At 65.0% G+C, this 26,915-nt stretch carries 25 protein-coding genes; 8 read left to right on the forward strand and 17 right to left on the reverse strand.

The genetic code is table 11. The annotated features are described in order from the left end of the window. Nucleotides 1-7 precede the first annotated feature (7 nt). The 5 genes from ACWA1Q_RS10360 to ACWA1Q_RS10380 all read left to right on the forward strand — a co-directional run bounded on the left by ACWA1Q_RS10360 (nucleotide 8) and on the right by ACWA1Q_RS10380 (nucleotide 6,142). Nucleotides 8-1,684, forward strand: a complete 1,677-nt coding sequence (locus tag ACWA1Q_RS10360; RefSeq protein WP_463757171.1) for a dolichyl-phosphate-mannose--protein mannosyltransferase — start codon at nucleotides 8-10, stop codon at nucleotides 1,682-1,684. Continuing rightward, on the forward strand, nucleotides 1,675-2,694 hold the full coding sequence (locus ACWA1Q_RS10365; RefSeq protein WP_463757172.1) for a YeiH family protein: 1,020 nt from the start codon (nucleotides 1,675-1,677) through the stop codon (nucleotides 2,692-2,694). The genes ACWA1Q_RS10360 and ACWA1Q_RS10365 overlap by 10 nt, the downstream gene beginning before the upstream one ends. Before the next feature lie 75 nt (nucleotides 2,695-2,769). After that, nucleotides 2,770-4,059 carry an O-acetylhomoserine aminocarboxypropyltransferase/cysteine synthase family protein gene (locus ACWA1Q_RS10370; protein ID WP_463757173.1) on the forward strand — a complete coding sequence of 430 codons (1,290 nt, stop codon included), beginning with the start codon at nucleotides 2,770-2,772 and terminating at the stop codon, nucleotides 4,057-4,059. Nucleotides 4,060-4,061: 2 nt separating this feature from the next. Further along, the gene (locus ACWA1Q_RS10375; protein ID WP_463757174.1) at nucleotides 4,062-4,628 is read left to right on the forward strand and encodes a CoA-binding protein; all 567 of its coding nucleotides are present in this window, start codon (nucleotides 4,062-4,064) and stop codon (nucleotides 4,626-4,628) included. Between the two features lie 146 nt (nucleotides 4,629-4,774). After that, nucleotides 4,775-6,142, forward strand: coding sequence for an L-serine ammonia-lyase (locus ACWA1Q_RS10380; RefSeq protein ID WP_463757175.1), 1,368 nt, complete (start codon nucleotides 4,775-4,777; stop codon nucleotides 6,140-6,142). Nucleotide 6,143: 1 nt separating this feature from the next. Here ACWA1Q_RS10380 and ACWA1Q_RS10385 read toward each other — a convergent pair whose 3' ends face one another. The 8 genes from ACWA1Q_RS10385 to ACWA1Q_RS10420 all read right to left on the reverse strand — a co-directional run bounded on the left by ACWA1Q_RS10385 (nucleotide 6,144) and on the right by ACWA1Q_RS10420 (nucleotide 13,041). Continuing rightward, nucleotides 6,144-7,976, reverse strand: a complete 1,833-nt coding sequence (locus ACWA1Q_RS10385) for a thioredoxin domain-containing protein (protein ID WP_463757177.1) — start codon at nucleotides 7,974-7,976, stop codon at nucleotides 6,144-6,146. 30 nt (nucleotides 7,977-8,006) lie between these two features. Beyond that, complete coding sequence (gene msuE / locus ACWA1Q_RS10390; RefSeq protein ID WP_463757179.1) at nucleotides 8,007-8,603, reverse strand: FMN reductase; 597 nt, start codon at nucleotides 8,601-8,603, stop codon at nucleotides 8,007-8,009. A gap of 64 nt (nucleotides 8,604-8,667) precedes the next feature. Continuing rightward, entirely contained in the window at nucleotides 8,668-9,480 is an 813-nt protein-coding gene (locus ACWA1Q_RS10395; RefSeq protein ID WP_463757180.1) for a DUF1684 domain-containing protein, read from the reverse strand. Nucleotides 9,481-9,495: 15 nt separating this feature from the next. Beyond that, complete coding sequence (locus ACWA1Q_RS10400) at nucleotides 9,496-10,335, reverse strand: aldo/keto reductase (protein WP_463757182.1); 840 nt, start codon at nucleotides 10,333-10,335, stop codon at nucleotides 9,496-9,498. 58 nt (nucleotides 10,336-10,393) lie between these two features. Further along, on the reverse strand, nucleotides 10,394-11,146 hold the full coding sequence (locus tag ACWA1Q_RS10405; protein WP_463757183.1) for an ABC transporter permease: 753 nt from the start codon (nucleotides 11,144-11,146) through the stop codon (nucleotides 10,394-10,396). Continuing rightward, a complete protein-coding gene (locus tag ACWA1Q_RS10410) occupies nucleotides 11,143-12,060 on the reverse strand; it encodes an ABC transporter ATP-binding protein (protein ID WP_463757185.1) in 918 nt (305 codons plus the stop codon). Before ACWA1Q_RS10410 ends, ACWA1Q_RS10405 begins: the two co-directional genes overlap by 4 nt. Then, complete coding sequence (locus tag ACWA1Q_RS10415) at nucleotides 12,057-12,353, reverse strand: transcriptional regulator (protein WP_463757187.1); 297 nt, start codon at nucleotides 12,351-12,353, stop codon at nucleotides 12,057-12,059. The genes ACWA1Q_RS10410 and ACWA1Q_RS10415 overlap by 4 nt, the downstream gene beginning before the upstream one ends. Next, nucleotides 12,346-13,041, reverse strand: coding sequence for a hypothetical protein (locus ACWA1Q_RS10420; protein ID WP_463757189.1), 696 nt, complete (start codon nucleotides 13,039-13,041; stop codon nucleotides 12,346-12,348). Before ACWA1Q_RS10420 ends, ACWA1Q_RS10415 begins: the two co-directional genes overlap by 8 nt. 147 nt (nucleotides 13,042-13,188) lie before the next feature. Here ACWA1Q_RS10420 and hrpA point away from each other — a divergent pair, with 147 nt between their 5' ends. Continuing rightward, on the forward strand, nucleotides 13,189-17,031 hold the full coding sequence (gene hrpA / locus ACWA1Q_RS10425; protein WP_463757190.1) for an ATP-dependent RNA helicase HrpA: 3,843 nt from the start codon (nucleotides 13,189-13,191) through the stop codon (nucleotides 17,029-17,031). Here hrpA and ACWA1Q_RS10430 read toward each other — a convergent pair. The 6 genes from ACWA1Q_RS10430 to ACWA1Q_RS10455 all read right to left on the reverse strand — a co-directional run bounded on the left by ACWA1Q_RS10430 (nucleotide 17,028) and on the right by ACWA1Q_RS10455 (nucleotide 23,250). Beyond that, complete coding sequence (locus ACWA1Q_RS10430) at nucleotides 17,028-17,795, reverse strand: amino acid ABC transporter ATP-binding protein (RefSeq protein ID WP_463757192.1); 768 nt, start codon at nucleotides 17,793-17,795, stop codon at nucleotides 17,028-17,030. The two genes, hrpA and ACWA1Q_RS10430, sit on opposite strands and share 4 nt — an antisense overlap. Beyond that, nucleotides 17,792-18,763 carry an amino acid ABC transporter permease gene (locus tag ACWA1Q_RS10435; RefSeq protein WP_463760842.1) on the reverse strand — a complete coding sequence of 324 codons (972 nt, stop codon included), beginning with the start codon at nucleotides 18,761-18,763 and terminating at the stop codon, nucleotides 17,792-17,794. The genes ACWA1Q_RS10430 and ACWA1Q_RS10435 overlap by 4 nt, the downstream gene beginning before the upstream one ends. 2 nt (nucleotides 18,764-18,765) lie before the next feature. Continuing rightward, on the reverse strand, nucleotides 18,766-19,647 hold the full coding sequence (locus ACWA1Q_RS10440) for an ABC transporter substrate-binding protein (RefSeq protein WP_463757193.1): 882 nt from the start codon (nucleotides 19,645-19,647) through the stop codon (nucleotides 18,766-18,768). Between the two features lie 164 nt (nucleotides 19,648-19,811). Further along, nucleotides 19,812-20,546 carry a TIGR03943 family putative permease subunit gene (locus tag ACWA1Q_RS10445; protein WP_463757195.1) on the reverse strand — a complete coding sequence of 245 codons (735 nt, stop codon included), beginning with the start codon at nucleotides 20,544-20,546 and terminating at the stop codon, nucleotides 19,812-19,814. Between the two features lie 28 nt (nucleotides 20,547-20,574). Continuing rightward, complete coding sequence (locus ACWA1Q_RS10450) at nucleotides 20,575-21,648, reverse strand: permease (RefSeq protein ID WP_463757197.1); 1,074 nt, start codon at nucleotides 21,646-21,648, stop codon at nucleotides 20,575-20,577. A gap of 96 nt (nucleotides 21,649-21,744) precedes the next feature. Beyond that, entirely contained in the window at nucleotides 21,745-23,250 is a 1,506-nt protein-coding gene (locus ACWA1Q_RS10455) for an HNH endonuclease signature motif containing protein (protein WP_463757199.1), read from the reverse strand. Between the two features lie 96 nt (nucleotides 23,251-23,346). Here ACWA1Q_RS10455 and cmtR point away from each other — a divergent pair, with 96 nt between their 5' ends. Next, nucleotides 23,347-23,700, forward strand: coding sequence for a Cd(II)/Pb(II)-sensing metalloregulatory transcriptional regulator CmtR (gene cmtR, locus ACWA1Q_RS10460; protein WP_463757202.1), 354 nt, complete (start codon nucleotides 23,347-23,349; stop codon nucleotides 23,698-23,700). Continuing rightward, nucleotides 23,697-24,398: a cation efflux transmembrane domain-containing protein gene (locus tag ACWA1Q_RS10465; protein ID WP_463757204.1), complete on the forward strand. Its 702-nt coding sequence runs from the start codon at nucleotides 23,697-23,699 to the stop codon at nucleotides 24,396-24,398. Before cmtR ends, ACWA1Q_RS10465 begins: the two co-directional genes overlap by 4 nt. Here ACWA1Q_RS10465 and ACWA1Q_RS10470 read toward each other — a convergent pair. From ACWA1Q_RS10470 to ACWA1Q_RS10480, 3 genes are all read right to left on the reverse strand, one after another. After that, nucleotides 24,352-25,329: an arsenic resistance protein gene (locus ACWA1Q_RS10470; protein ID WP_463757205.1), complete on the reverse strand. Its 978-nt coding sequence runs from the start codon at nucleotides 25,327-25,329 to the stop codon at nucleotides 24,352-24,354. The two genes, ACWA1Q_RS10465 and ACWA1Q_RS10470, sit on opposite strands and share 47 nt — an antisense overlap. Before the next feature lie 333 nt (nucleotides 25,330-25,662). After that, a complete protein-coding gene (locus tag ACWA1Q_RS10475; protein WP_463757207.1) occupies nucleotides 25,663-26,199 on the reverse strand; it encodes a gluconokinase in 537 nt (178 codons plus the stop codon). A gap of 96 nt (nucleotides 26,200-26,295) precedes the next feature. Beyond that, on the reverse strand, nucleotides 26,296-26,853 hold the full coding sequence (locus ACWA1Q_RS10480) for a hypothetical protein (protein WP_463757208.1): 558 nt from the start codon (nucleotides 26,851-26,853) through the stop codon (nucleotides 26,296-26,298). Nucleotides 26,854-26,915: the final 62 nt, after the last annotated feature.

Consider the following 26,915-nt stretch of genomic DNA (forward strand, 5'->3'; position numbering starts at 1 on the left):
TTGCAGGGTGTCTGTCCCGCATCGCGACCCCTTCGCCCCGGTCGCGACCAGCGACCCGGCAGAACCCGGCGCGACCGGTGATGCAGCCGGACCCAGCGCGATCGACGACACGGCCCCCGGGGAACGGGGCTCCCGACTCTACGACTGGTCCCAGCGGATGCTGTCCACTCCCGCCAGACGGACGGCGTGGTACTGGGGAGCACCCCTCCTCATCGCGCTGCTTGCCGGCATCCTGCGCATCTGGAATCTCGGGCACCCGAGCTCCCTCGTCTTCGACGAGACCTTCTACGTGAAAGACGCCTGGACTCTGCTGCAAAACGGGTACGAGTCATCGTGGCCGGAGAACTCCGATGAGGCGTTCAACCGTGGTGAGACCTCGGGGTACTCGAACGATCCGTCGTACGTCGTGCACCCGCCTCTCGGCAAGTGGCTCATCGCACTCGGTCTCGCCGCGTTCGGGGCCGGTGACAGTTTCGGCTGGCGCATCTCGACGGCCCTGATCGGAACGCTCGCCGTGGTCGCGCTCATGCTCGTTGCGCGCAAACTTCTCGCCTCAACGCTTCTCGCCGTTCTTGCCGGCTTCCTCTTCGCGATCGACGGCCAGGCGATCGTGATGTCCCGTGTCGCCATCCTCGACAACTCGGTGATGCTGTTCGCACTGCTCGGCTTCGGCTGTGTCATGCTCGATCGGTCGAGGCACGAACGCGTCCTCGGCGAGCGCGTGGCTCGCCTCCGCGCAGCCGGGAGGGACCCGGCGTGGGGACCGGTGATCTGGTGGCGGCCATGGGTGCTCGCCGCCGGGCTGTTCTTCGGTCTCGCCTCGAGCGTCAAGTGGAGCGGTCTGTACTTCCTCGCCGCGTTCGGGCTGTACCTCATCGCCGTCGACGCGCTCGCACGCCGGCGCCTCGGCCTCGGGCTGTGGACGAGCGCGTCGGTGCTCAAGCAGGGCCCGGCGACATTCCTCCTGTTCGTTCCGCCCGCGCTCGTCGTGTACCTCGCGAGCTGGACCAACTGGTTCGTCTCCGACAATGCGTACTACCGCAACTGGGCGGAGCAGGCCTCGAACGCCTGGACCGGGGCATTCGCCTGGGTGCCGCCTGCCTGGCAGAGCTTCCTGCACTACCAACAGTCGATCTACACCTTCCACGTCGGGTTGAGCCAGTCACACCCGTACGCGGCGAACCCGCTCGGCTGGCTCACCATGGTCCGGCCGACGAGCATGTGGTACGCCTCCCCGGATGCCGGAACTCCCGGTTGCGCCGTCGAACCCTGTTCCCAGGCGATCACCTCGATCGCGAACCCCCTGATCTGGTGGGCAGGCGTCGCAGCGCTCCTCTATCTCGTCTACCGACTGGCACGGCACCGCGAGTGGCGCGTCGGTTTGATTCTCATGGGTATCGTCGCCGGATATCTGCCGTGGCTGCTGTACACCGAACGCACCGTGTTCCAGTTCTACACGATCGTCTTTCTGCCGTACCTCGTGCTCGGCCTCGTCTACGTTCTCGGGCTGATCCTCGGTTCGCCGGGCGACGAAGCGTGGCGCAGGAGCCGCGGCATTTCACTCACCGTGCTCTTCGTCGCCTCTGCCGCCCTCGTCAGCGCCTTCTGGTACCCGCTGTGGTCCGCCACAACTGTTCCGTACTGGTTCTGGATGCTGCACTCCTGGTTGCCGTCATGGGTGTGACCGCCACTGAGGCTGCGCCTTCCGTCTGGCGCTCGCGTGCCCCCGGACTCCTCGTCGCCGCCGCTGCCGTGCTGGTCGCCGCCGGCGTGCACACGCTCGTTCCCGCGCTCCCCCTCCTCACCGTCTGTGTAATGCTCGGAATCGCCTGCGGTCAGGTTCCGTCGCTCCGCCGCGGGCTCGACGGCATCCTCGCGCCCGGCATCGCTTTCTCCGCCAGGCGCCTCATGCGCATCGGCATCGTCCTGCTGGGGTTGAAGCTCAGCCTCATCGACGTCGCCGGGCTCGGCTGGGGCGTCTTCGTCTCGACCGTCGCCGTCGTGCTGCTGAGCTTCGCCGGAACCTGGGCGCTCGGCAAACTGTTCCGGCTCCCCGGGCACGAGCCACTCCTCCTCGCCACCGGGTTCGCGATCTGCGGCGCCAGCGCCATCGGCGCGATGGCCGGCGTCGTCAGGGCGAAGAGTTCGGAGCAGGCACCGCCGATCGCTCTCGTCACGCTCTGCGGCACGCTCGCCATCTTCGTGCTCCCCGCCCTGTGGCATCCGCTCGGTCTCACCGACATCGGATTCGGGCACTGGGTGGGCGCCGGAGTCCACGACGTCGGCCAGGTCGTCGCCACGGCGCAACTCGCCGGGAGCGGTGCACTCGCCGTCGCCCTCGTCGTCAAGCTCACGCGCGTCCTCCTCCTCGCCCCGATCGTCACCGTCGCCGGGGTCGTTGAACGCCGCAGGGCTGTCGGCGAAGGAATGAGCCGCCCGCCGATCGTTCCGCTGTTCGTCGCCGGTTTTATCGCCGCGATCCTGCTCCGGACGTTCGTTCCGATCCCGGGTTCCGTCCTTGACACGGCTGACGGCATCCAGACGACCCTGCTCGCTTTCGCGCTCTTCGCGCTCGGTGCCTCAGTGAACCTGCGCCGCCTCGTCACCACCGGATGGCGCGCGCTCCTCGTCGGCCTGCTGGCGTGGTTGCTGATCGCCGGACTCGCTTTCGCGGCCGTCTCCCTCGTCGGCTGAGGGACTGGCCGGATTCGCGTCACAGTGTTACGACGCCGGAATGGGTGCCCGATCCGAGCAGATAGCCTCGATGACATGGCAGATCGCGAATACGGCTTCCGCACCCGGGCAATCCATGCGGGCAACATCCCCGACTCGACGACCGGTGCGCGCGCGCTCCCGGTGTACCAGTCAACGGCTTTCGTCTTCGACGACACGACGGATGCTGCCGCGCGGTTCGCCCTCCAGAAGTACGGCAACATCTACTCCCGGCTCGCGAACCCCACCGTCGCGAGCTTTGAGGAACGGGTAGCAAGCCTCGAAGGCGGGCTCGGCGCCGTCGCGACGGCATCCGGACTCGCCGCGCAATACATCACCTTCGCGAGCCTCGTCGGTGCCGGTGACCACATCGTGGCATCCGCAAATCTGTACGGCGGATCGATCACGCAACTCGACGTGACGCTGCGGCGGTTCGGAGTGGAGACCACGTTCGTCCGTTCCTCGAACCCCGAGGACTACGCGGCGGCGATCACAGACAAGACCAAGCTCATTTTCGCCGAGACGATCGCGAACCCGTCCGGTGAGATCGCCGACATCGAGGGCCTCGCCGACGTCGCGCACGCCCACGGCCTGCCCTTGATCATCGACTCGACCATTGCGACGCCCTACCTCAACCGGCCGATCGAGTGGGGAGCGGACATCGTCACGCACTCCGCGACGAAGTTCCTCGGCGGGCACGGCACGACCCTCGGCGGTGTCGTCGTCGAGAGCGGCCGGTTCGACTGGAGCGGGGAGAAGTTCCCGCTGTTCGATGCGCCGGTCCCGAGCTACGGCGGCCTCCAGTGGTCGGGCAACTTCGGCGAGTACGCGTTCCTCACCCGGTTGCGCGCCGAGCAATTGCGCGACATCGGCCCCGCGCTCTCCGCCACCTCCGCAGCCGCTCTCGCACAGGGCGTTGAAACCCTGTCCTACCGGATGCAGGCCCACGTCGAGAACGCCCGCGCCGTCGCGACCTGGCTCGAACAGGACTCTCGGATCGAAGCGGTGAACTGGGCCGGCCTCGAGTCGCACCCGCACCACGACCGTGCGAAGAAGTACCTGCCCAAGGGTGCCGGAAGCGTGTTCAGCTTCGTCGTCAAGGGCGGCCGCACAGTCGGACGCAAGCTCATCGAGTCCGTCGACCTTGCGAGCCACGTCGCGAACATCGGCGACACGAAGACCCTGATCATCCACCCGGCGTCGACGACGCACGCCCAGCTCACCGAGCAGCAGCTCACCGACGCGGGCGTTCTTCCCGGTGTAGTGCGGCTCAGTGTGGGTATCGAAGACGTCGACGACATCATTTATGATCTCGATCAGGCACTCGGCCAGGCAGTGGAGGTGTAATCGTGTCGGATCTCGTGACCACCCAGTTGAAGAACGGTCTGACCTGCTCGCTCCCGGCGAATTCCCCCCTCGCTAAGCTGCTCAAGACGCAGCGTACGTGGGTCGGCCCTGACGCGAAGGAGCGCCTCGGCATCCTGCGGGCTGCGAAGTCGGTGGCCATCGTCGGCGCATCGCCCAACCCGGCACGATCGAGCTCCTTCGTCGGCACCTACCTGTTGCAGTCGAGCGGCTACCGGGTCTATTTCGTGAATCCGAACGCCGACGAGATCCTCGGGCAGAAGGCGTACCCGGACCTGGCCTCGCTGCCCGAAGTGCCGGACATCGTCGATGTCTTCCGCAAGGCCAGTGACATCCCGTCGGTGATCGACGACGTGCTCGCTGTCGGAGCGAAGACCGTCTGGGTGCAGCTCGGCATCTGGAACGAAGAGGCCGCCCGATACGGCGAAGAGAACGGTCTCACGGTGGTCATGGATCGCTGCATCAAGGTCGAGCACGCCCGTTTTCACGGCGGGCTCAATCTGTTCGGGTTCGACACCGGCCAGATCAGCTCGAAGAAGGGCCTCCGCTAATCGGCGTTGCCCGCTGATTTGCTGCGTCCATCTCGCGGTCAGTGCCGTTTTCGTGCAACCGGCGTTGGTTGAACCACGCAGACTGCCCGATTCGTTCGCTTCCGGCATAGAGTAGCCGGGAGCTCTGGACGGCGCGAGGAGGCGGCATGACGGCGTATGTTTCGGCATTCGACCTGTTCTCGATCGGCATTGGTCCGTCGAGTTCGCACACCGTCGGACCCATGCGGGCTGCCCTCGATTTCACCGAGCGGCTGGCTTCTTCGGGCCGTCTGGCCGAGGTCGAACGCATTACCTGCGTCCTCTACGGGTCACTCGGGTCGACGGGCATCGGCCACGGAACACCGGATGCTGTCGTCGCCGGACTCGCTGGCGCGCGACCCGAGACGTGCGATCCCGCCGTCGTGAAGAGCGCCTGGTCAGAACTCTCCGTGGGGAGCACGATCCTTCTTGAGGCAGCTCATCCGATCCCGTTCTCGAGAGAGGACATCAGCTTCGAGCCGCGCACCCGCCTGCCCGGACACCCCAACGCCCTGACACTGGCGGCGTGGTCGTCAGCGGCTGAGCCGGTGGCGAGCGAAACCTATTACTCGGTCGGCGGTGGTTTCATCCGCCGGGAGGGGGAGGATCTCTCCGCCCGCCCCGCGCCGGCCTACCCGATGCCCTTCGCGACGTCGGCGACACTTCTCGCGTTGTGCGCCGAACACGGCCTGCGAATCGACGAGATCGCGAGGCGGAACGAAGAGGCGGTGCGCACGCCCGGGGAGGTCGACGCCGGGCTCGATGCCATCTGGGCCGCGATGGACCAGTCGGTCCGGAACGGCTTGGCCGGGCGCGGCATCCTTCCGGGAGGGCTGAACGTGAAACGCCGGGCGGCGGCGGTTCGCGATCACCTCGAGGCCGCCGAGGCCGAGAGCGGACGCGAGCTCGCGAGTGAGTGGCTTCATTCGTTCGCCCTCGCGGTCAATGAGGAGAACGCCGCTGGCGGACGTGTCGTCACCGCACCGACGAACGGGGCGGCGGGTATTCTCCCCGCCGTCGCATCGTATTACCTGCGGTTCGTTCCCGGGGCGTCAGCCGACGGCATCCGTCGCTTTCTTCTCACGGCCACCGCGATCGGATCGCTGTTCAAGGCGAACGCGTCGATATCCGGTGCCGAAGGTGGTTGCCAGGCCGAGGTCGGCTCGGCCTGCGCGATGGCTGCCGGCGCCCTCTGTGCTGTCCTCGGCGGCACGCCCGGGCAAGTCGAGAACGCGGCAGAGATCGCGATGGAACACCACCTCGGCCTCACCTGCGACCCGGTCGGTGGGCTCGTGCAGGTACCGTGCATCGAACGCAACGCGATCGCGTCAACCACAGCGGTGAGTGCGGCACGGCTCTCTCTTCACGGCGACGGAACCCACCTCGTCTCTCTCGACCAGGTGATCGAGACCATGCGGCAGACCGGCATCGACATGTCGACGAAGTACAAGGAAACCAGCGAGGGCGGTCTCGCCGTCAACGTGATCGAGTGCTGACTCAGACCTTTTCAGGAAGCCGGCAGCTGAAGTTTTCGCACAGGTAGGCGACTCTCGCGCCGTTTTGTGGGGTCCTGGCGTCGAACAACTCGAACCCAGCTGCTGCGAACACCGCTGCCTGCCGCTCGGTCACGAGTGCGGTGACGTCAGTGGAGCGCGTTCGCATCGTCGTCGGGAGGCTCTCCCCCGGCGACGACCCATCCGGGCTCACCACAACGAGCTGCACCGGCGTGCGGATGAGCCGGGAGAGCAGGGCGAGCGATGTGCCGAACGACAGCGGATTGGCGAGCGCGAGCTCGGCGATCGGTTCGAGGGCCGAGATCGCGGCATCGATGTAGCGCCGCTCCCCGGTGAGCGAGTGAAGGTGCCAGGCCGCGGTGGCGCAGGAACTGATGCCGGACGGATAAGCGCCCTCAGACGGATCCCCGGCGAGCACGATTCCGGCGGCAGCGAGGATCGGGTCGCCTCCTCCTGGCTCGGCGAAAACGGTACCCGCCGCTTTCCCCGCGGCGAGGACGTCGTCCACGAGTGCCCGCGCTTCGACGGCATAGGACGCTTCGCCGCTGGCCCCCGCCAGGGTCAGCAGGCCCGCCGCGAGCATCCCGTAGTCCTCGAGCGCCGCCGGTGCGTTCGAGGACCGCTCGGCGACCGAGGCGCGGACGAGCCGACCGTCCGTCGCGCGATGGTGGGCGAGAACATGGTCGGCTGCCTCGCGAGCCGAGTTGAGCCAGTCGGTGCGGTCAAACACGACGGCCGCATGGGCGAGGGCGCCGATCGCCAGACCGTTCCAGCCGGCGAGGACCTTCTCGTCGAGTGCGGGCGGCTCGAGTTCTTTTCGTCCCGCGGCGTCGCGGGCATAGTATCCACCCTCGGACCGTGCGCCATCGATCACGGACTCGGAATCCTGTGCGCTCGCAAAACCGCCGGATGGCAGTTGCAGGACATTGCCGAGAAATCCCGCGATACCGGCGGCGGTTTCGGCCGCCCAGTCCCTGGCGGTGTCGTGAGCCCACGTCGTCGTGTACGCATCGAGGAGGATCGCGTTGTCGTACAGCATCCGCTCGTAGTGGGGATCGCTCCAGTCGCGCTGAGTGGCGTAGCGGAAGAAGCCGCCCTCGACCGGGTCGCGCAACGGCGACGCCGCCATATGCTCGAGTGTTCGTGCGCCGAGTTCCGACCCCGACTCGGTATCCAGCAGAAAGTTCACCGCCGGCGCGACAGGGAACTTCGGCGCGGCACCGAACCCGCCGAACTGAAGGTCTTCGGAATCGGCGATCCGCTTGACGGCCAGGTCGATGTCCGCCGGGGCGGGCAGAGCCCCGCCCGCCGGAACCGGTGATGACGCGATCGCGTCACCGATCGCGCGCGCGTTCTGCAGAACCTCGGTGCGCCGGTTCGTCCACGCGTCGAGGACGGCGGTGAGCAGTTGCCGGAATGACGGATGCCCCTGGATGGGGACCGGCGGATAGTACGTACCGGCGTGGAACGCCACGCCAGAACTCGTCGTGAACACGCTGAGCGGCCAGCCGAGCTGCCGGGTGAATGCCGCCGCCTGGGCGATGTAGCTCGCGTCGACTCCCGGATGCTCCTCCCGGTCGACCTTGATGCTCACGAAGTTGTCGTTGAGGATCGCCGCGATCTCGGGATCGCGGAACGACTCCCGGGCCATGACGTGGCACCAGTGGCAGGTGGAGTACCCGATCGAGATGAAGACGGGAACGTCGCGGACGGATGCCTCGTCGAACGCGTCCTGCCCCCACTCGCGCCAGTCGACGGGGTTGTCGGCGTGCGCACGGAGATACGGGCTGAGGGAGGTTGCGAGCCGATTGACCATGCGCCCAGCCTAGGCTCCGAATCGGCCCGGTTACCAGGCTCCGACGTAGGCGGAAACGGCGCGGCTGTCCCGCTCCGACCCGTGCACGAAGGGCAGGCCCCGCAACACGGCAAGTTCGACGCGCGCTTTCACGGCCTCGGAGGTGAGGGTGTATTCGGTGAAGTCCGTGTTCGACGCATAGACACCGATGGGCAGGGTGAGCGCCTGGAAAAAGCCAAACAGTGGGCGAAACTGGTGCTCGAGCATGAGCGCGTGACGTTCGCCGCCACCGGTCGCGGCGAGCAAGACGGGCTTGTCGACGAGGTCGTACTGGCCAACGAAGTCGAACAGGTGCTTGAACAGGCCGGTGAAAGAACCGCGGTAGACGGGGCTGGCCACGACGAGAAGGTCGGCTTCCTCGATGCGACGCAGTTCGTCCTCGACGGATTCAGAGAGGTCGTTCCGGGTGAGCGCGCCGGCGAACTCCGGTCCGATGTCACTGAGCTCGATCACATGTCGTGAGATCTCGTGGTGTGCGGCGATCTCGTCGAGGATGGCGGTGACCAGCACGCTCGTCTTCGACGGGGCGTGGAGGCTGCCGCTGACGGCGACGACTCTCAGGGGGCGGTTGCGGGTGTTCTCGACCATGCTGCGACGCTACGCCGGTTGGCGGGTGCCGTGCCAGACGGGCGCAACACGGCGTAACCGGAACTCAGGCGGCGCGGATGAGGTTCTTCTCGCCCGCGCGGACGGGTGTGCCGAACCGGTTGCCCGCCGGCGGAAGCGGGCAGACATAGAAGTCGCTGAACGCGCACGGAGGCAGGTAGGCCCGGTTGAAATCGGCGATGACCGATCCGTCCCCGTCGGGCAGGGCGAGGTCGAGGAACCGGAAACGGTAGCTTTCGGCACCACTGGTGCCGTCGGCGAAGACTGCGTGCAGGCGCCCGCGTTCGAGCGTGACGGTGAGCGAGACCGGTCCGTCGGCGAGGTCGAGATCGACGAACCCAGCGGGAGCATCATCGGAACGATGTCCGTCGATGGTCGTGAATTCAACACTCGCGTCCGGCGCGGCCGGACGGAACCGTCCGGCGATCACAAAGTCCTCACTCGGCTCGAAAGCATCGATTCCCTTGAGAGTCGACCGTGACGGTGCCTCGGGGTCGAGGAGGCGCAATGCAAGCGCGCCGTCGCGTTCGAAATAGCGAAGACGCTTCTCGCCCCACTCGACGTCTTGACCGGCGGTCAGGGCAACGGTGTTCCCCTCGATCACGTCAATCGGGCGTCCGCCCTGCAGAAGAGTGAGCCCCGTGAGCTCGTGCCCGGCACCGACAATCCCTTCGGGTGCTGCGTGCCATCGACCCGGAACACCTTCGAGTTCGGATGGTGCTCCGGCGAGCCAGTGGGTCGCAACGAGAGAGGCAACACCGAGCGGTGAACCGGTCGCCCGCTCTCGCGCCTCATGCCAGGTGGCCCAGTCAGCGGCGAAGCTGTCCGTGCTCGAATCGAAAGTGTCAGGCAGCGCCATGGAAAGAATCTCCCGTCAGTTGACGTCGTTCGGGTGTGACCCGACCCGGCCGTCACGCTCGAGAGCGGTAATGGCGGCCATTTCGGCGTCCGTCAGTTCGAAGTCAAAGAGGTCGAGGTTCTCCGCAATCCTGGCCCGGCTGTTCGACTTCGGGAACACGATGATGCCGTTCTGCAGGTGCCAGCGGAGGACGACCTGAGCGGGTGTCTTGCCGTGTGCCGACGCAGCATCCGTCACGCTGGGCTCGTCGAACAGGGGATACTTGCCCTGTCCGAGCGGCCCCCACGACTCGATCTGAATGCCGTTCGCTCTCGAGAATTCGACGACCTCGCGCTGCTGGAGCGCGGGGTGCAACTCGATCTGGTTGACGGCCGGAACTGTGCCACCGTCGGCGAGGAGCTTCTCGAGGTGTTCGGCGAGGAAGTTGGAGACACCGATCGATGTCGCCTTTCCGTCAGCCTGGATCTGCTGCATCGCCTTCCAGCTCTCGCGGTACAGGTCGCGCTGGGGGGTAGGCCAGTGGATGAGGTAGAGGTCGACGGCGTCGAGGCCGAGCTTCTCGAGGCTCGCGTCGATGGCATCGTGTGCCGACTGGGTGCCCTGGTCGTCGTTCCACAACTTGGTGGTGATGAACAGGTCTTCGCGCGGGATGCCGCTGGCTGCGATCGCGCGCCCGACTCCCTCTTCGTTGCCGTAGATCGCCGCGGTGTCGATGTGGCGGTAGCCAAGTTCGAGGGCATCGCTCACAATGCGCTCGGTCTCTGCCGGGTCGACCTTGAACACGCCGAAGCCGAGCTGCGGGATGGTTGCACCCGAGTTGAGGGAAAGTACCGGACCGGTCCACGTTGTCGTCATTGCTCCAGCTAACCACCCTTGCGGCGTGTGTGGCACCCGTGGATGTGCCTCTTCGCCATCAGCGGAATCGGCGGCCCTGGTCGCGACGAAACAGGAGGAGGGCGACAGCGAGCATCACGGCCGTCCACACCAGCACCCCGATCCACACCCACGGTTCAAGGTCGCCGCCCTGCACGGCCCAGATCACGAGTTCACGTGCCTGCCGCGAGGGGAAGAACATCGACAGCATGTTCAGCCAGGGCGCGAAGAGCATCGGCGGCAAAAACAGCCCACCGGCGAAGGCGAACCCGAACATGACGACCTGGACGACGGCGATCGCCGCTTTTGACGGCATCGAGTACCCGACGGCGATACCGATGAGCATGAACGGGAGTGCCGATACCGCCAGGGCGGCGAACCCGACGAGGATGCGCCACGCGGGCGCTTCGGCCGCGGTGAGGAGCCCCCCGACGACAATGACCGGAACAATCGCGACGAGGCCCATCAGCCCGATCGAGAAAATGTACGACAGCACTCGCGAGATGCCGGGTGCCGGGAGGGTGCGCAGGTAGGGATCCCACGGTTTCTCCCGGTCTTCGGCGATCGACAGGCCGAAGCTGAACAGGGAATTGCTCATGACGGCGAAGACGCTGAGCGAGATGACCGCCTGCGTCGCGAAGAGCGGATCAGCCGCCACGACCTCCTGAGGTACGACGAAGAACAGTAGGGCGAGTGCCGGAAAGACGAGGGAACCGATGACGGCAATGGGTACACGCATCGTTTCGAGGAGGGAGTACTTGGTGTGAACGAGGGCGAGGCTGAGGACGCTCATGATCGGGCACTTTTCTCGAGAGGGACACCGGCGCCCACCGCGCCGGTCAGGGTGAGGAAAGCCTCCTCGAGGCTGGCGCCACGGACACCGAGCCCGGTGAAGGGGATGCCGGATCGCACGAGGTTCGTGACGACAGAGTCGGCGTCGCGCACGAAGAATGTGTGGCTTCCGTCATCCTCTTGTCGAGAGGAGGTGACCCCGGAGAGAGCTTCGACGGCAGACACGTCCGGCGTCGTGATCCGCACCATGCGGAGACCGACCTGCTCGAGCACAGCGCCGAGGTCGTCATCGGCAAGAATCCGGCCCTCCCCCATCACGACCACGCGTTCCGCCAGCGCTTCAATTTCTTCCAGGTAGTGGCTGGTGATGACGACCGTTGCACCGCCGTCGTGCTGCCGCCGGACGGCATCCCACAGGGTGCGCCGTGCGTCGACATCGAGGCCGGTCGTCGGTTCGTCGAGCAGAACGAGCTTCGGTCGGCCGACGAAAGCCAGCGCCACACTCAACCGGCGTTTCTGCCCGCCGGAGAGAGCACCGGTCTGTTTCCTGAGCATCGTCCCGAGTCCGAACTCGTCGGCAATCGCTCCGGTTGGAACGGGGTCATCGAAATGCCTGCCGACGAAGTCGATCACCTCACCAACACGCAGGGTGGGAGGGAGGGCCGTTTCCTGCGGGGTGGATCCGAGAGAACGGCGTGTGCGGTAGTCCGAGGGGCTGGAGCCGAAAAGTTCCACCGTTCCGCTGGTGGGGCGTCGGAGTCCCTGCAACAGGGTGAGCAGCGTCGTCTTGCCTGCACCGTTCGGACCGAGCAACCCGACGATGCGCCCTGGTTCGATCTCGAGCGAGACGTTGTCGAGCGCGGTCACAGGCCCAAACCGCCGGGTGACGGACTCGAATCGTGCGAGGGGATTCATGAGCTACCTCCCAGAAGCGCTCGCAGCGCTTCGGTGTAATCCTCGAACGCGCGGCGCCCGGTCCTGGTCAATTCGAGATAGGTGACGGGCGTCTTGCCCTGGTGTGTCTTCGTGACGAGCACGTAGGCGGCATCCTCGAGCTTCTTGAGATGCGTGGAGAGATTGCCCGCTGTCATGTCGAGAATCTCCTGGAGCCTGGGAAAGGAGATGCTTTCACCCGGCTCGAGAATTGCCAGCGCAGAGGTGATCCGCAGCCGGGCTTGCGCGTGGATCACCGGATCGAGATCAGCCACGACGACCCACCCCGCTCGCAACCCGACGCACACGCCGCGAGTAGAGCCCGGCCCCGACCGCGAGGGCGAGGAACGCTCCACCGCCGGCGAGGGCGAGGAAGAGGTAGTGGTTCGGATAGCCGAAGAACGGGGCGACGACAGCGACGAGCACGAGCCAGATCCCACACACCAGTGCGGGGACCGCGTGCCAGATCGCACCGGAGATCATGAAGAGAACTCCGGTCATCAGAACGAACGCGGAGGGAAAGTAGATCGTCGCGAGCGACGGCGACATCCCGTTGGCGATAAGTCCCGCTCCGAAGATGTAGAGGGCGATCATGGAGACCGACCAGGTTGAGCCGTAGACGGCTCCGGTGAAGGCGGACGCCCGGCTACTCCGGACACCGGCGGTGTTGCGCACCCCGAGCACGATCGAGATGACGATCGCCACGGCGATGAGTCCGCCGAAGGTCCACGCGGCAACGGGGAGGGGGATGCCGAACGATGGTCGCAGTCCGTCGATGAGCCAGAGCGCTCCGAAACCGAGAAGCCAGGCCAGTCCCCACGTTGCGGTGATGGCACCGACGAAGCTTCCCATCTGTGTAGTCACACTGCGCTGCTGTGCCTGCATCAGCTCGAGCATGGCAGCCGGATCCAGCGCCTCTTCATCGTCGTGCGCCTCGGCGCCATTCCTTGTGTTCTCGGTCATTGCGGCTCCTTGTGATCGTGCCATATCTACTTTGTAACGCAAAGTAGTTTGCCGTGTCAATGGCTTTGCAGATCTTTCGCGATCTGCGCCGCGCCTCCGCAGCGAGACCGGGTAACTCGCGGACAGCGTGTCCTACGATGGAGGGCTATGTCTTTCACGATCTCCTACCCTCCCGAGCTGCCCGTCAGCCAGATGAAGGACGAGATCAAAGAGGTTCTTCGCGATAACCAGATCGTCATCGTTGCCGGCGCGACCGGATCGGGCAAGACCACCCAGCTGCCGAAGATCCTTCTCGAACTGGGCCGCGAGTCGATAGCGCACACCCAGCCGAGGCGACTCGCAGCCCGGACGATCGCCGAGCGCATCGCCGAAGAACTCGGTGTCGAACTCGGTGGTGTTGTCGGTTACCAGGTGCGGTTCACCGACCAGGCGGGCAAGGACACGAAGGTCAAGCTCATGACCGACGGCATCCTGCTCAACGCCATTCACCGCGACCGGATGCTGCGCTCTTACGACACGATCATCATCGACGAGGCCCACGAGCGCAGCCTCAACATCGACTTCCTTCTCGGATATCTCAAGCAGCTGTTGCCGAAGCGCCCGGACCTCAAGGTCGTCATCACGTCGGCGACCATCGACCCCCAGAGCTTCTCGCGTCACTTCAACGACGCGCCGATCGTCGAGGTGTCCGGCCGGACGTTCCCCGTCGAGATCCGGTACCGGCCACTCGTCGCCGACGCGCCGGCCGAGGACGTTGACCCGGACGAGGCATCCGACACCGAACCTGACCGCGACCCGATCGACGGCATCACCGCGGCGCTCGATGAACTCGCACAGGAGTCGATGGGTGACGTCCTCGTCTTTCTCAGCGGCGAGACCGAGATCCGCGACACCGCGGACGCTCTCCGCGCCCGATATGCCTCCGGCGGGGCAGGGGTCACCGAGGTCCTCCCGCTGTATGGGCGGCTGACAAGCGCCGAGCAGCACCGGGTCTTCCAGCCGAGTTCGATCGCCGGCGTTCGCCGCCGCATCGTGCTCGCCACCAACGTCGCCGAGACGAGCCTTACCGTTCCCGGCATCAAGTACGTCATCGACGCCGGCACGGCGAGGATCTCCCGCTACAGCGTCCGCTCCAAGATCCAGCGGCTCCCGATCGAGGCGATCTCGCAGGCATCCGCGAACCAGCGTTCGGGTCGTTCCGGCCGTACGAGCGACGGCATCGCGATCCGGCTTTACTCCGAGCAGGACTTCGGAGCCCGGCCGGAATTCACCGAACCGGAGATCCTCCGCACCAACCTGGCCGCCGTCATCCTGCAGATGGTGTCGCTCGGCCTGGGCGACATCGCCGCCTTCCCGTTCCTCCAGCCCCCGGACTCGCGCGGCATCAAGGACGGCATCGATCTTCTGCGCGAACTCAACGCGATCACCGTGGCAGAGGGCAAGACGCCGACGCTCACGCGCGTCGGCCGCGACCTCTCGCGGCTGCCGATCGATCCCCGCTTCGCCCGCATGGTCGTCGAGTCGAAACGGCACGGGGTCTCCCGCGAGGTGATGGCGATCGTCGCCGCCCTCACCATCCAGGACCCGAGGGAACGACCGCTCGAACGCCGTGCCCAGGCCGACGAGCAGCACGCCCGCTTCGTCGACCCGACGAGTGACTTCCTCACGCTGCTCAACCTCTGGAACTACCTGGAGGACAAGCAGAAAGAGCTCGGCTCCAGCGCGTTCCGTCGCTTGTGCAAGAACGAGTACCTCAACTACCTGCGGGTGCGCGAGTGGCAGGACGTCGTGCGCCAGCTTCGCCAGCTGTCGAAGCCCCTCGGGCTCACGCTCGGCGACCGCACGATCAACCCCGACGGCATTCACAAGTCGCTCCTCGCCGGCCTTCTCTCCCACATCGGATTGAAGGATGCCGCGGCAGCGGCTGCGAATTCAGCTCGCGGAAAGGGTGCTCGCCCTGCACCGCCGAAAAAGGGTGACTACATCGGCGCGAGGCAGACCCGGTTCGTGATCTTCCCCGGTTCCGCGCTCGCGAAGAAGCAGCCGAACGCGATCATGGCCGCTGAGCTCGTGGAGACCTCCCGTCTGTTCGCCCGCACCAACGCCTCGATCGATCCCGCATGGGCTGAATCCATCGCCGGTGACCTCGTCAAGCGCAGCTACTCGGAGCCGCACTGGGAGAAGGGTCAGGGCGCCGTCGTCGCGTGGGAGAAGGTGATGCTCTTCGGACTCGCTATCGTTCCGCGCCGCCGCGTGCAGTACTCCCGCATCGACCCCGAGCTCTCCCGCGAACTGTTTATCCGGCACGCGCTCGTCGAGGGCGAATGGGATTCACCCCAGGCGTTCGACCGCGCCAACCGCAAACTGCGGAAGGAACTCGCCGAACTGGAAGAGCGCACCCGGCGTCGTGACATCCTGTTCGACGACGAGGCTGTCTTCGACTTCTACAACTCCCGCATCCCGGCCGACGTGTTCTCGACCCGCAGCTTCGAGGGATGGTGGCGCGACGCCAAAAAGGCAACACCGGACCTGCTCACCATGCGGCAGGAAGACCTGTTGCCCGACGACGCACCTGAAGTCGACGAAACCGAGTTCCCGCCGATATGGAAGCAGGGCGACCAGAAGCTCAGTCTCCGATACCGGTTCGAACCCGGTGCCGAGGACGACGGCGTCACCGTACAGGTGCCGCTTCCGCTGCTCCCGCGCCTCTCCCCCGCCGGGTTCGACTGGCAGGTTCCCGGCCTTCGCCAGGACCTCGTCACAGCCATGATCAAATCGCTGCCCAAGGCGATTCGCCGTAACGTCGTTCCGGCTGCCGACTGGGCGCGCAAGCTCATGGCTGAGCTGCCGACGTCGCCGCCGCAACCGGCGCCGCAGGCGACGAACAACGACACGCTCGCTGCACACCTCGCCATCGCGATCAAGCGACTCTCCTATATGCCGATCGAGGCATCCGACTTCGACCTGTCGCGGATTCCCGGCCACCTCCGCGTGACCTTCCGCGTCGTCGATGAGAAGGGCCGCCAGGTCGCGGCAGGCAAAGACCTCCAGGACCTGCAGCGCCGGCTCGCTTCGCGCACCCGGGAGAGCGTCGCCAAGGTCGCGGAGGCGACGCCGAATGCCCTCGAGCGCTCCGGCATCACCCGGTGGGACTTCGACGAGCTCCCCCGCTACGTCGACACCCGCCACGCCGGGAACACCATCCGCGGCTATCCGGCCCTCGTCGACGAGCGCACGTCCGTCGCGATCCGGATCATGGCTACCGAGGCAGACCAGCGACGGGCAATGCCGGGCGGGGTTCGCCGCCTGCTGCTCCTCGCCGTCCCGTCGCCGGTGACGTACGTGCAGCAGCACCTCACCTCAGCCGAGAAACTCGTCCTCGCGACGAGCCCGTACCCGTCAACCCAGGCTCTCTTCGATGACTGCCTCGTCGCGTGTATCGACGACGTCCTGTTCCGGGTCTCGACCGACGGATGCATCTTCATGCGCGCCGAGTTCGAGATGGTTCGCGACCGGGTATCGGGCGCGATGATGAATACGATGTTCGACACCGTATCCCTCGTCGCGAAGGTTCTCACCGCCGCACGGACGGCAGAGAAGGCGCTCAAACGCGCGACAAGCCTCACCCTGCTTCCCGCTCTCTCGGATGCCACGGCTCAACTGAACGGACTCGTCTTCGCGGGGTTTGTTTCGGCGACCGGGAACGTCCGACTGGCGTCCCTGCGCCGCTATCTGGCGGGTATCGCTCACCGCGCGGAGAAGCTGCCGGACAATCCGAGCCGTGACCGGGTCTGGATGAACGAGATCCAGGCCGCCACCGAGCTTTACGAGGCCGCTGGTGGGAGCATTCCACTCGACCCCTTCGCTCCCCCACACCTCGTGAAGGCGCGCTGGATGCTCGAGGAACTCCGGTTGAGCCTGTTCGCACAGAACATCGGGGCTGCAGAGACCGTCTCCCTGCAGCGCATCCGCAAAGTGCTGGCCGGCTAGAGGACCTTCGACAGGAACGACTTGGTGCGCTCGTGCTGCGGGTTGCTCAGCACCTCACGCGGGTCGCCGGACTCGACAATCACGCCACCGTCCATGAAGAACAACGAATCACCCACCTCGCGGGCGAAGCCGATTTCGTGGGTCACGACGATCATGGTCATTCCGGACTCGGCCAGGCCCTTCATGACGTCGAGGACCTCTCCGACCAGTTCGGGGTCGAGCGCGCTCGTCGGCTCGTCGAACAGCATCAGTTTCGGGCTCATCGCGAGAGCACGGGCGATGGCCACGCGCTGCTGCTGACCACCGGAGAGGTGAGCGGGATAAACCTTGGACTTGTGCGACAGTCCGACGCGCTCGAGCAGCTCGAAGGCTGTCGCAACCGCTTCTGACTTCTTGATGCCTTTGACCCGAGTCGGCGCCTCGATGATGTTCTCGAGGACTGTCATGTGCGGGAACAGGTTGAAGGACTGAAAGACCATCCCGATGTCCGCCCGCTGCTTCGACACCTCCGACGGCGACATCTCGTACAACTTGTCGCCACGCTGCCGGTACCCGATCAGGTCGCCGTCGACCGAGAGGCGGCCGCCGTTGATGGCCTCGAGGTGGTTGATGCACCGCAGGAACGTCGACTTGCCGGACCCACTGGGTCCGATGAGGCACGCGACCTCACCGCGCTTGACCGTGACGGAGATGTCCTTGAGGACCTCGTGGGTGCCGTAGCTCTTGACGATATGGTCCGCGTGGACCATCGGGACATCGGTCATTGGTGCTCCCTCGTGGGCGGCGGAACGGTAGTCGCGTCGGGCCCCGCTGTGCCGGGCGCTGCGGAACCAGCCACCGTGGTGACCGAGCCGGTGGCGACCGGGTCGGTCTCCGGAGCCCGCTGCGGGGCGACGCCGCGGCCGTAGTACTTCTCGAGGTAGTGCTGACCGATCATCAGGACGCTCGTGACCAGCAGGTACCAGATGCTTGCGACGATGAGCAGCGGAACCGTCGCGTAGATCTGCGCCGAAATGGCTCGGGTCCGCGCGTACAACTCGAGTGAGAAGCCGAGTGCGGTGACGAGCGACGTCGTCTTGAGCATCGAGATCACTTCGTTGCCTGTCGGCGGGATGATCACCCGCATCGACTGCGGAACGACGATCCGAAGCATGGTCTGACGCCAGCTCATGCCGAGAGCGCGCGCCGCCTCATCCTGTCCACGCGGGACGCTGAGGATGCCGCCACGGACGATCTCCGCCATATATGCGGCCTCGTTGAACGCGAGACCAAGAACGGCGAGCCAGAACAGGTCGATGGCTTCGAACGGTGAGACCGTGAAGAACTCGATGTCGGTGAACGGGACCCCGACGCTTACCGACCGATAAATCGTGCCGAGCAGACCCCAGAACACGAGCTGGACGTACACGGGCGTGCCGCGGAACAGCCAGAGGTATGCCCACGAGACAGCTTTCAATACCGGATTGTCGCTCAGACGCATGACCGCGAGGAGCAGCCCCATCACGATCGCCAGGACCATCGCGAAGATGGTCAGGGCGAGCGTGACGATTGCCGCCTGGCTGATCCGGCGATCAAACAGGTACTGAGCGACGAGCGGCCACTGGTAGGCCTCCCTGGTGGCGGCATCCCAGACGAACAGGACCACCAGCAGCAGAATGACGACAGCAAGAGCCGTACGGATCGGGTGCCGAAGCCTGACCGCCTTGATCGGTTCGGTAGCGGGGTCCACTATCGTCAGCCGGCGTTGACTGTTGCCTCGGTCACGGCTCCAGCCTCGACGCCCCACTCGGTGAGGATGTCCAGGTAGGTGCCGTCATCCATGAGAGCCTGCATCGCTGCCTGAATGGCTTCGACCAGCTCGCCATCCTTTTCGATGACAACCCCGTACGGTGCTGCGTCGAACACGTCTCCACTCAGAACGAGCTTCTCATCCGACTGGGCGACACCGTACTGAATGATGGGCGAGTCACCGAGCAGGTAGTCGGCGCGACCGAGGACGGCGTTGTTCGTCGCTTCGTCCTGTCCGTCAGACTTGAGCATGTCGACGGCGGCCTTGCCATCCGCGACGCACGCGTCGCTTTCGGCCTGCAGGAACTGCTCGGAGGTGGTGGACGCCTGGATGGCGATTGTCACGCCGCAGTATTCGGTGAGGTCAGGAGCATCCGCGCCCTTGGCGAACTGCAATCCGGCGTTGTAGTAGTCGACGAAGTCGACCTGAGCCTGGCGCTCAGCGTTGTCGGTGAAGCTCGACCAGCCGAGGTCAAGAGTTCCGCCCGCGACCTTCGGGAGGATGGCGTCGAAGAGCGACTTCTCCCACTCGACCTCGAGGCCGAGCTTGGCTGCGACGGCTTCGGCGAGTTCTGCATCCCAGCCGGTGACCGATCCGTCGTCCGCTTCGAATTCGTTGGGGGCGTAGCTGGCGTCGACGCCGATCTTGAGCACGCCGGCCTCCGCGATGTCATCGGGGACGAGGTTGGCGAGCTCTTCGTCAGCGCTGACGGAGCCTCCGGCGCTCGAACCGCCAGTGGGGGCTTCCTCGTTGTTGACGCATCCGGTCAGCACGAAGGCAGCTGCTGCCGCGAGTGCGAAAGGTGCAAGAAGAGATTTTCTGCGCATGGTTCTGTTCCTTAAAGGTCGCTACGTCTACCCAGACGGTACATCGAGACTAACTCAACTGATGGGAAGCGCTTCGCGCACGAAACCAAGTTGTAACCGGGGCGCACCGCCAGCCCTGCCAGAACGACGGGGCGATGCCGCCGTGCATAACTTCTGGCTCTGGGCTAGTACAGGTATGGATCGGTGGGAACCGCTATCTGTGTGACCTCTGCCGGCTCGATGGCGAACCTTTCAGCACTGGTCGCGCTTGGGTTCGGCACAAGGATCCCGCGCACCTGGACCCATTCTCCGACCTCGAGCCGCTCCTGCCAGCCGGGCGAGTACACCGCCACGCCATACGGCGTCGCGTCGACAGCACAGCAGGCGATGTCGAACCGGGCGACGTAGAAGACGTTCGATGGGTCAGCGTCGTCAGCACTGATGAAGCCGACGAGATCTGCGGGGTTCGCCGACAGGAACTGCTCGCTCATCCCGAGCTGAAGCACGATGGCCCAGTCCTTCACGGTGAACGCGGAGACGTCCGTCCCTTCCCCGATCGTCTCTTCCCCCTCGTACGAGTTCGACGTTGCCACGGCGTCGTTCGAAAACGAACTGTTCACCGCTCTCTTTTGCGCGGTCGACTCGGTGAGGGTTGCCGGTGGCAGCACCAGTAGCGCAAAGAGCGCGCCCATGGCGAGCACAACGGATCCAGCGACCCGCAGCGGCGTATGCCATCCGGGGCGCTGGTCTTCGTGGTCAGGGGCGGATTCCCGCGGCACGGCGAACGCAGCGACCGCGAGAAGGCCGCCGATGGCGCACATCACCACTGTGAAGATCGCGTATCGCGGATGGATGTACAGGCCGAGCTGGCCGCTCAGCGTGAGCCACGCAGTCGCGACAACTCCGATCAGGGTGAGCACGAGCCCCTGCCACCGCGCCAGAAACGACCTAAGCAAGAAGATTCACCGCCAGGCCAAGGAGCAGGCTGCACACGCCGACGACGGCAGTAAGGAAGATCAGGAGCCGCGTCGAATAGGTGGTGCGCATCAAACTGAGCATTTTGATGTCGATCATCGGGCCGAAGACGAGGAAGGCGACGATCGCACCGGGCATGAACGTAGACCCGAAAGACAGGATGAAGAACGCGTCGACGCTGGAGCAAATGGAGATGATGAAGGCGAGGAGGATCAGCGCGAGAACAGACACCAGCGGATCGCTGCCCAGCGAAATAAGAACCTCCCGCGGCACGCCGACCTGGATCGCGCCGGCGAGCGCCGAACCCACGAAGAGAGCGGGGAGCATCGCCGACGTCTCCTCGGCGAAAGCGCGGAGACTGCGTCGGCTTTTCGATTCCGTGCCGTGCTCGTGGCCCTGTGCGTCACACGTCGCCTGGAAGGTGCGGGTCAGGAGACGTTCCGGATTCCGGTTTCTGCTCACCATGGCACCCAGCAGGTTCGCTATGACGAGGCCACCCAGGATTCGCGACACGAGGATGCCGTTGTCCCAGCCGAAAGCCTGGTACGTCGTGATGATCGTCACCGGGTTGAGAATCGGGGCGGCAAGCAGGAACGTGATGGAGTCAGAAACCGAGAGCCCTTTGAGCATCAGTCCCCTGGCGAGTGGCATGTTTCCGCATTCGCACACAGGAAAAAGGACCCCAAGCAAAGAGAGCACGAATCGGCGCGGAACAGCGGCCTTCGGCAGACGGCGAAGGAGAAAGTTCTCGGGAAGCCAGACCTGCACGACGATGGATAGAACGATCCCGAGGAACACGAACGGGAGGGATTCGATGACGACGCTGCTCGACAGTGTGACGAAATCCTGTGCAGCCGTGCCCAGTTCCCACTCCGTCGTGGCGCCAATCGCGCGAACCGTGACCAGAATCCCGACAAAAGCCACGGCGAACGAGAGCCACCGGCGCTTGCCATCGACCGGACGTCGTCGTCGGACTGCCCGATGATCGAACTCCGCGGACCGGTCGGGGACAGATCCTTCGTCGATGTCTGAGAACAGGGATGGCAAGTCGCACCTCCCAGTCGCTTCGCGCCGCCAGACCGAGGCTAGCGGCGGGCAGAAGATTCTCTTGGTAGCGGCGCGCGGGCGGGTTGGAGCGTCCGCTCAGAACGGTGGGGGCTCATTCGACTCCGGCGAATGCGGCGACGCTGCCGCCGGAGGGGAAGAACTCCCTCTTGCACGAGACACGCTCACTGTTTCAGGCGGCGGAAGCGCCACCTCCGGCTCCGTGATGTAGATGCGACCGTCGGGTGACGTCCACTCGATCACCCCACCCCCGAGTTGCCGCGGATGCCACGTTGTTTCGTGTTTCATACGGTGGTGCTTAGGACACAGATGGCTGAGGTTCTCGCATTCGGTCCGCCCACCGTGCTCCCAAGCTTCGGTGTGGTCGATGTCACAGTGCTTCGCCTGCCGGTTGCAGCCTTCCCACCGGCAGGTGCCGTCACGCAGTTCGAGATACGCCCGCATCCTCTTCGTCGGCTGATACCTCGTCTGACCCAGTGAAAGCGGGGCGCCGGTGTCAGGATCGGTCAGAAGCCGGTACCAGGTCTCCGACTGGCCGGCGAGTTTGCGGGCCGTGTCAGGATCGATCGGACCATACCCGGCGAGGCCACCCGGTTCGTCGCTTCTGCCGAGCAGTGTCATCGCTGGAACGGTCACGAGAACGGTGGGGGAAATCCGACTGAAGGCCGTCGCCGGACGCAGACCTGAAGAACCCAACCCCGTGGCATCCGATTCGGGGCTGCTCGGGACCTGCGCTTTCGACTTCGCGGGTCCGGAGGCCTGCATCCCGCTGACAAGTCCTGTCGCAAGCGCATCGGCGCAGACGTCAGCGCCAAGCTGAGTAAGCGTTCGCGTATCTCCTGCGGATTGCAGCGTTCTTGCCGCGTCTCGGATGCTTGCGTACAGGGAAGTTGCCTCGGGAGCCGTCGTATACAGGTTCAGCCACGCCATTCCGTCGTGGGCCGGAACGAACTCGACCCTCCGGTCCTTCGCTGACGTCACGCGGCGCTCGGTGATCGAATCAGCGTCGATTCGCTCGCGCAGCATGCGTACCTTCTGGCTGAATTTCGACACTGTCAGCTTCTTCGCGTATTCGAGCGAGGCCTGCTCGAGCTCGAGCGCGAGGCTGTCGGACAGGGTTGCAACCTGGTCGACGATGGCCCGCGCGTGACGGAGGGAGATGTCACCCTCTCTCAGCGCCGCATGCGTCGACGGCAACCGATGCAGCAGCACCTCGCTGTCGCCGATCAGGCGGCCAGCGGTGACCTCCGGGATTCTGAGAACTGCCGCCACTTCGGCGACGAACGACCGGCGAACCATCTCCCGCCGCTGCACCTCGGTCAACGTCGACCCGAGAGTTATGACCCCGTGCTCCGTGGTCTCTGCGATGCGTCGGGCCTGATCGAGGAACTCGACCTTCCAGGCGTCCTGCTTCGCCTCGATCCGGTCGATAACCGCAACTGCGTCAAGCATCGCGCTGCAGGTCTCAGCGACCAGCGCCGACAAGGGCAACTCCGGCTTAACGACGGCGACGGATTCGTCGCCACCGGCGACCTCATCGGCGTCGCCGCCACCGATTTCGTCAGGAGCCTCATTGCTTTCCATACCTCAAGTGAACACCCGACCACCGACATTCACCGTCCGCGCCAACGGAGTACGGACGCCACAAAAACAGTTCAGTATTGGCTGTATAGTCATTCCATGCTGACCATTGCCTCACGTCTCGAGATCATGAACCGGCTCGGCCGCGCCATGGCAGATCCGACCCGATCGCGAATACTTCTGACCCTCATCGACGGTCCGAGCTACCCGGCGGATCTCGCGCGTGACCTCGACCTCACCCGATCCAACGTCTCGAACCACCTGACCTGCCTGCGGGACTGCGGCATCATCGTCGGCGAGGCGGAGGGACGGCAGACCCGATACGAGATTGTGGATGCCCACCTGGCGCAGGCTCTCAACACTTTGGTCAGCGTCACGCTCGCGGTCGACGAAAACGCTCCGTGCGTTGACGACGCCTGCACCGTCCCCGGCTGCTGCGAGGCCGGCGCGTGAGCGCCGTCCTTCCCGCAGAACGCCGGGCCGTTCTTTCCCGGCAAGTGCGGTGGATTGTCGCGTTCACGATCGGCTACAACATCATCGAGGCGATCGTTGCGATCACCGCTGGCGCTCTCGCTTCGTCGGCGGCGCTCATCGGGTTCGGTCTCGACTCGATCATCGAGGTGCTGTCCGCAGCTGCTGTCGCGTGGCAATTCACGCGAAAAGATCCGGAGCGCTGGGAGAAGCCCACGGTGCGGATCATCGCCATCGCCTTCTTCGCCCTCGCCGCCTACGTCATCGTCGATTCGGTCCTCTCGCTCGCAGGCCTCGAAGAAGTCGACGACAGCCCGCTCGGGATCACCATTGCGGCGCTCAGCCTCGTGATCATGCCGGCCCTCGCCTGGTTCGAGAGGCGAACAGGCAAGGAACTCGGCTCGGCCAGCGTGATGGCTGATGCCCGGCAGCTTCTGCTTTGCGCCTGGCTCTCCGGCTCTGTTCTTCTCGGTCTTCTGTTCAACACCGTACTCGGGTGGGGATGGGCGGATGCTGTCGCCGCGCTGGTGATCGCCGCGTTCGCGATCCGAGAAGGGATCGAAGCCTGGCGAGGAGACGTCGACTCCCCGTTCGAGCTGCTCTCCGCCGATGACGACGACGACGAAGTCGACGTCAGCTCACAACCGGATCACGACGCATCCGGACGACGCGCGGGATGACCCGGACGAAGGCAACCATGAGGAGCAGCTCGATGAGCGTCTGAGTGACGACAACGAGCGGCGACATGGCGTACGCGGCAGGCAACGCAAGCACGAGGGGAAGCACGACGAGGGAATTGCGGGTCACCCCGCTGAACACCACGGCGCGCTGAGCCGGGACATCGAGCGCTGCCACGCGACCCGCGCCGATGCCGACCAGCGTCATGACCGCGGCGAAGGCAACGAAAATCGGAACCACGGCGAGAAGCCGGGGAAGTTCCTGACTCACCCCGCCGATCTGGGACGCGACGACGACCGCCAGCGTGAGCATCATCAGCGGCACCATGGCGCTCATCACAACCTCGCGAACCATCTGCCCAATCTGGGTGCGCGCGGCAAAGTGTGTGAGTGCGGCCGCGGCCAGCGGCAGTGCGATCAGGAGCAGGAATGCCTGAATGAAGGGTCCCGGATCGACCGTTCGGGCATACGCCGGCCCCACCATGAACCAGAGGTACACGGGCAGAAGGAGCAGCTGCCCCAGCATGAGGAGCGGCGTCGCCGCCACGAGCCGGTCCCTCGCGCCGCCAGCGATCCCGGTGAACACGATCACGTAGTCGATGCACGGGGTGAGCAGGACGAAGAGCACTCCAAGGAGGAGCGCGTCGTCGTGCGCAACGAATCGGGAAAGCAGGAACACGATCGCGGGGGCGATAGCAAAGTTCACGACGAGAACGGCGGCGAGGAATCGACGGTCCCGAAAAGCCAGGCGGATGTGCGCGAACGGCACCCCCAGGAACGTTGCATAGAGCAGCAACCCGAGAACCGGGGTGATGGCGAGTTCAGCGGGGCGCGCAACCGCAGGCATCCACAGGCCGATCGCGGCCCCGCCCAGGAGGGCACCCAGATAGAGCGGCACCTGGCGCCGTTCCATCCGTTCTGCATGCGCTCTCACGCCTCCCATTGTCACAGGGTCGCGGCGAGGGAAACGGCGAACAAGAAAAGCGGCCGCCCATTGGGCGACCGCTTTCTCGGGAATCCCTGGTGAGAAGTCCCAGTACTTGCCCGCTGAGCTGCTAAGCCCAACTGGCGCGGGAAGCATTCTCCAGCGATGGAGTGCGAACGTGACCACCGGCACGGCGGAGATGTCGAGCTGCGCACGAACTCCAGACTGAAACTCGGCAGGCACCCAGACAGTAAGCGACAAGAGCCGCAACTTGTCGACCAAGAACGGCTCTTGAGTCAAGCACTCCTTTTCCGGAGCGTCTGTTATTGAGATTTTGTTTGCTCAGACAAGAAGTTCCGACTGGCTCGAGTTGAGAGCGTGCCCAACCGGGTCGGTCGTGGCTGCGCCGATCGCTGGGATGACCTGACCAACAATGGCTGTCACGGACTGGTCGATGTCGACGACGATTCCCGGTTCATTCTCCGCCAGTGGTTCGAGAGTGGCGAACTGCGAGTCGAGCAGCGCAGCGGGCATGAAGTGATCGCTCCGCCCTTCGAGCCGTGAAGCGAGGACCTCACGAGACCCGGAGAGATGCACGAAGCGGGTGCTCGGAGCCGCGCTCAGGATTGCATCTTGGTACGCACGGCGGAGAGCGGAGCAGGCGATGACCATCCCGCTCCCCTGCCAGCCGGCATCCGCCAGCGTCTTCCCTACCGTCTCGAGCCACGGCCAGCGGTCACCATCGTTCAACGGATGACCGCCAGCCATCTTCTCTACGTTGGACTGCGGGTGGAGTGAATCGCCGTCGACGAACGGAACACCGAGGGCGCCGGCGAGAAGTGCTCCGATTGTGCTCTTCCCCGAACCGGACACCCCCACCACGAAAGGGTTCGGGGGTACATGGAGCTCAAGGCAATCGGTGTGCCCCACAGCAACCACGAGACGAATAGAAATGGGCTTTTCCGGCTCCGGTAGCTACCCGGGCACGGCCAACGTCGGCGTGAGACCAGCGACGAAGTCCGTGATCTCATGCACCGAGACATCACGACTGCCCTGTCGTGTGGAGGCAGCCCGGCGAAGCCGACTCTCGAGAGCTGCATTCAACATCCCAGACGTCAGTCGGTCTTCGGCGCTCGAATCCGTCCCGCCCGTGATGATGACCAGGTTCGATGCTGGCAAGCCAGCGGTAAGGAGGCCCACTGCGCGAGCGAAGTCGCTGCCCCCTGGAGCGAGGCGTCGGGCGGAATCTTTGAACTCTCCGAGCCCATCTTCCCAGGGCTCGAGAATCACAGCGATTGAGTCCACATGGCCGAATGAGTGCCGAACATTCCGCAGCGCCTCCTCCAACGTCTCCTCTTCCGCATCGCGAACCTCGATCGACAGGATGGAGTCACCGTATTCGTTTACCAGCATTGCAAGCTGCGCGACATTGTGTTTGAGCACCGCGACGGTGTTACCCGCTCGGATCAGTCCTTCGGCGACGTATCGATCCCTGCCATCGCCTCCACCAACGACACACCAGACATCAGTCATCTCGAACCCCTCCCTGCTTAGTTTGATCTAGGCTAACTATTAATTAGTCAACAACTATTATC

The organism is Mycetocola sp. TRD_SC_2, assembly GCF_055361225.1.

Coding starts and splice junctions, on each gene's coding strand:
- ACWA1Q_RS10400 (WP_463757182.1), bottom strand. CDS start 10,335: ATGACGACAACGTGGACCGGTCCGGTACTTTCCCTCAACTCGGGTGCA.
- ACWA1Q_RS10385 (WP_463757177.1), bottom strand. CDS start 7,976: ATGGTCAATCGGCTCGCAACCTCCCTCAGCCCGTATCTCCGTGCGCAC.
- msuE (WP_463757179.1), bottom strand. CDS start 8,603: ATGGTCGAGAACACCCGCAACCGCCCCCTGAGAGTCGTCGCCGTCAGC.
- ACWA1Q_RS10405 (WP_463757183.1), bottom strand. CDS start 11,146: ATGAGCGTCCTCAGCCTCGCCCTCGTTCACACCAAGTACTCCCTCCTC.
- ACWA1Q_RS10430 (WP_463757192.1), bottom strand. CDS start 17,795: ATGACCGATGTCCCGATGGTCCACGCGGACCATATCGTCAAGAGCTAC.
- ACWA1Q_RS10395 (WP_463757180.1), bottom strand. CDS start 9,480: ATGGCGCTGCCTGACACTTTCGATTCGAGCACGGACAGCTTCGCCGCT.
- ACWA1Q_RS10420 (WP_463757189.1), bottom strand. CDS start 13,041: ATGACCGAGAACACAAGGAATGGCGCCGAGGCGCACGACGATGAAGAG.
- hrpA (WP_463757190.1), top strand. CDS start 13,189: ATGTCTTTCACGATCTCCTACCCTCCCGAGCTGCCCGTCAGCCAGATG.
- ACWA1Q_RS10455 (WP_463757199.1), bottom strand. CDS start 23,250: ATGGAAAGCAATGAGGCTCCTGACGAAATCGGTGGCGGCGACGCCGAT.
- ACWA1Q_RS10365 (WP_463757172.1), top strand. CDS start 1,675: ATGGGTGTGACCGCCACTGAGGCTGCGCCTTCCGTCTGGCGCTCGCGT.
- ACWA1Q_RS10440 (WP_463757193.1), bottom strand. CDS start 19,647: ATGCGCAGAAAATCTCTTCTTGCACCTTTCGCACTCGCGGCAGCAGCT.
- ACWA1Q_RS10380 (WP_463757175.1), top strand. CDS start 4,775: ATGACGGCGTATGTTTCGGCATTCGACCTGTTCTCGATCGGCATTGGT.
- ACWA1Q_RS10370 (WP_463757173.1), top strand. CDS start 2,770: ATGGCAGATCGCGAATACGGCTTCCGCACCCGGGCAATCCATGCGGGC.
- ACWA1Q_RS10410 (WP_463757185.1), bottom strand. CDS start 12,060: ATGAATCCCCTCGCACGATTCGAGTCCGTCACCCGGCGGTTTGGGCCT.
- cmtR (WP_463757202.1), top strand. CDS start 23,347: ATGCTGACCATTGCCTCACGTCTCGAGATCATGAACCGGCTCGGCCGC.
- ACWA1Q_RS10480 (WP_463757208.1), bottom strand. CDS start 26,853: ATGACTGATGTCTGGTGTGTCGTTGGTGGAGGCGATGGCAGGGATCGA.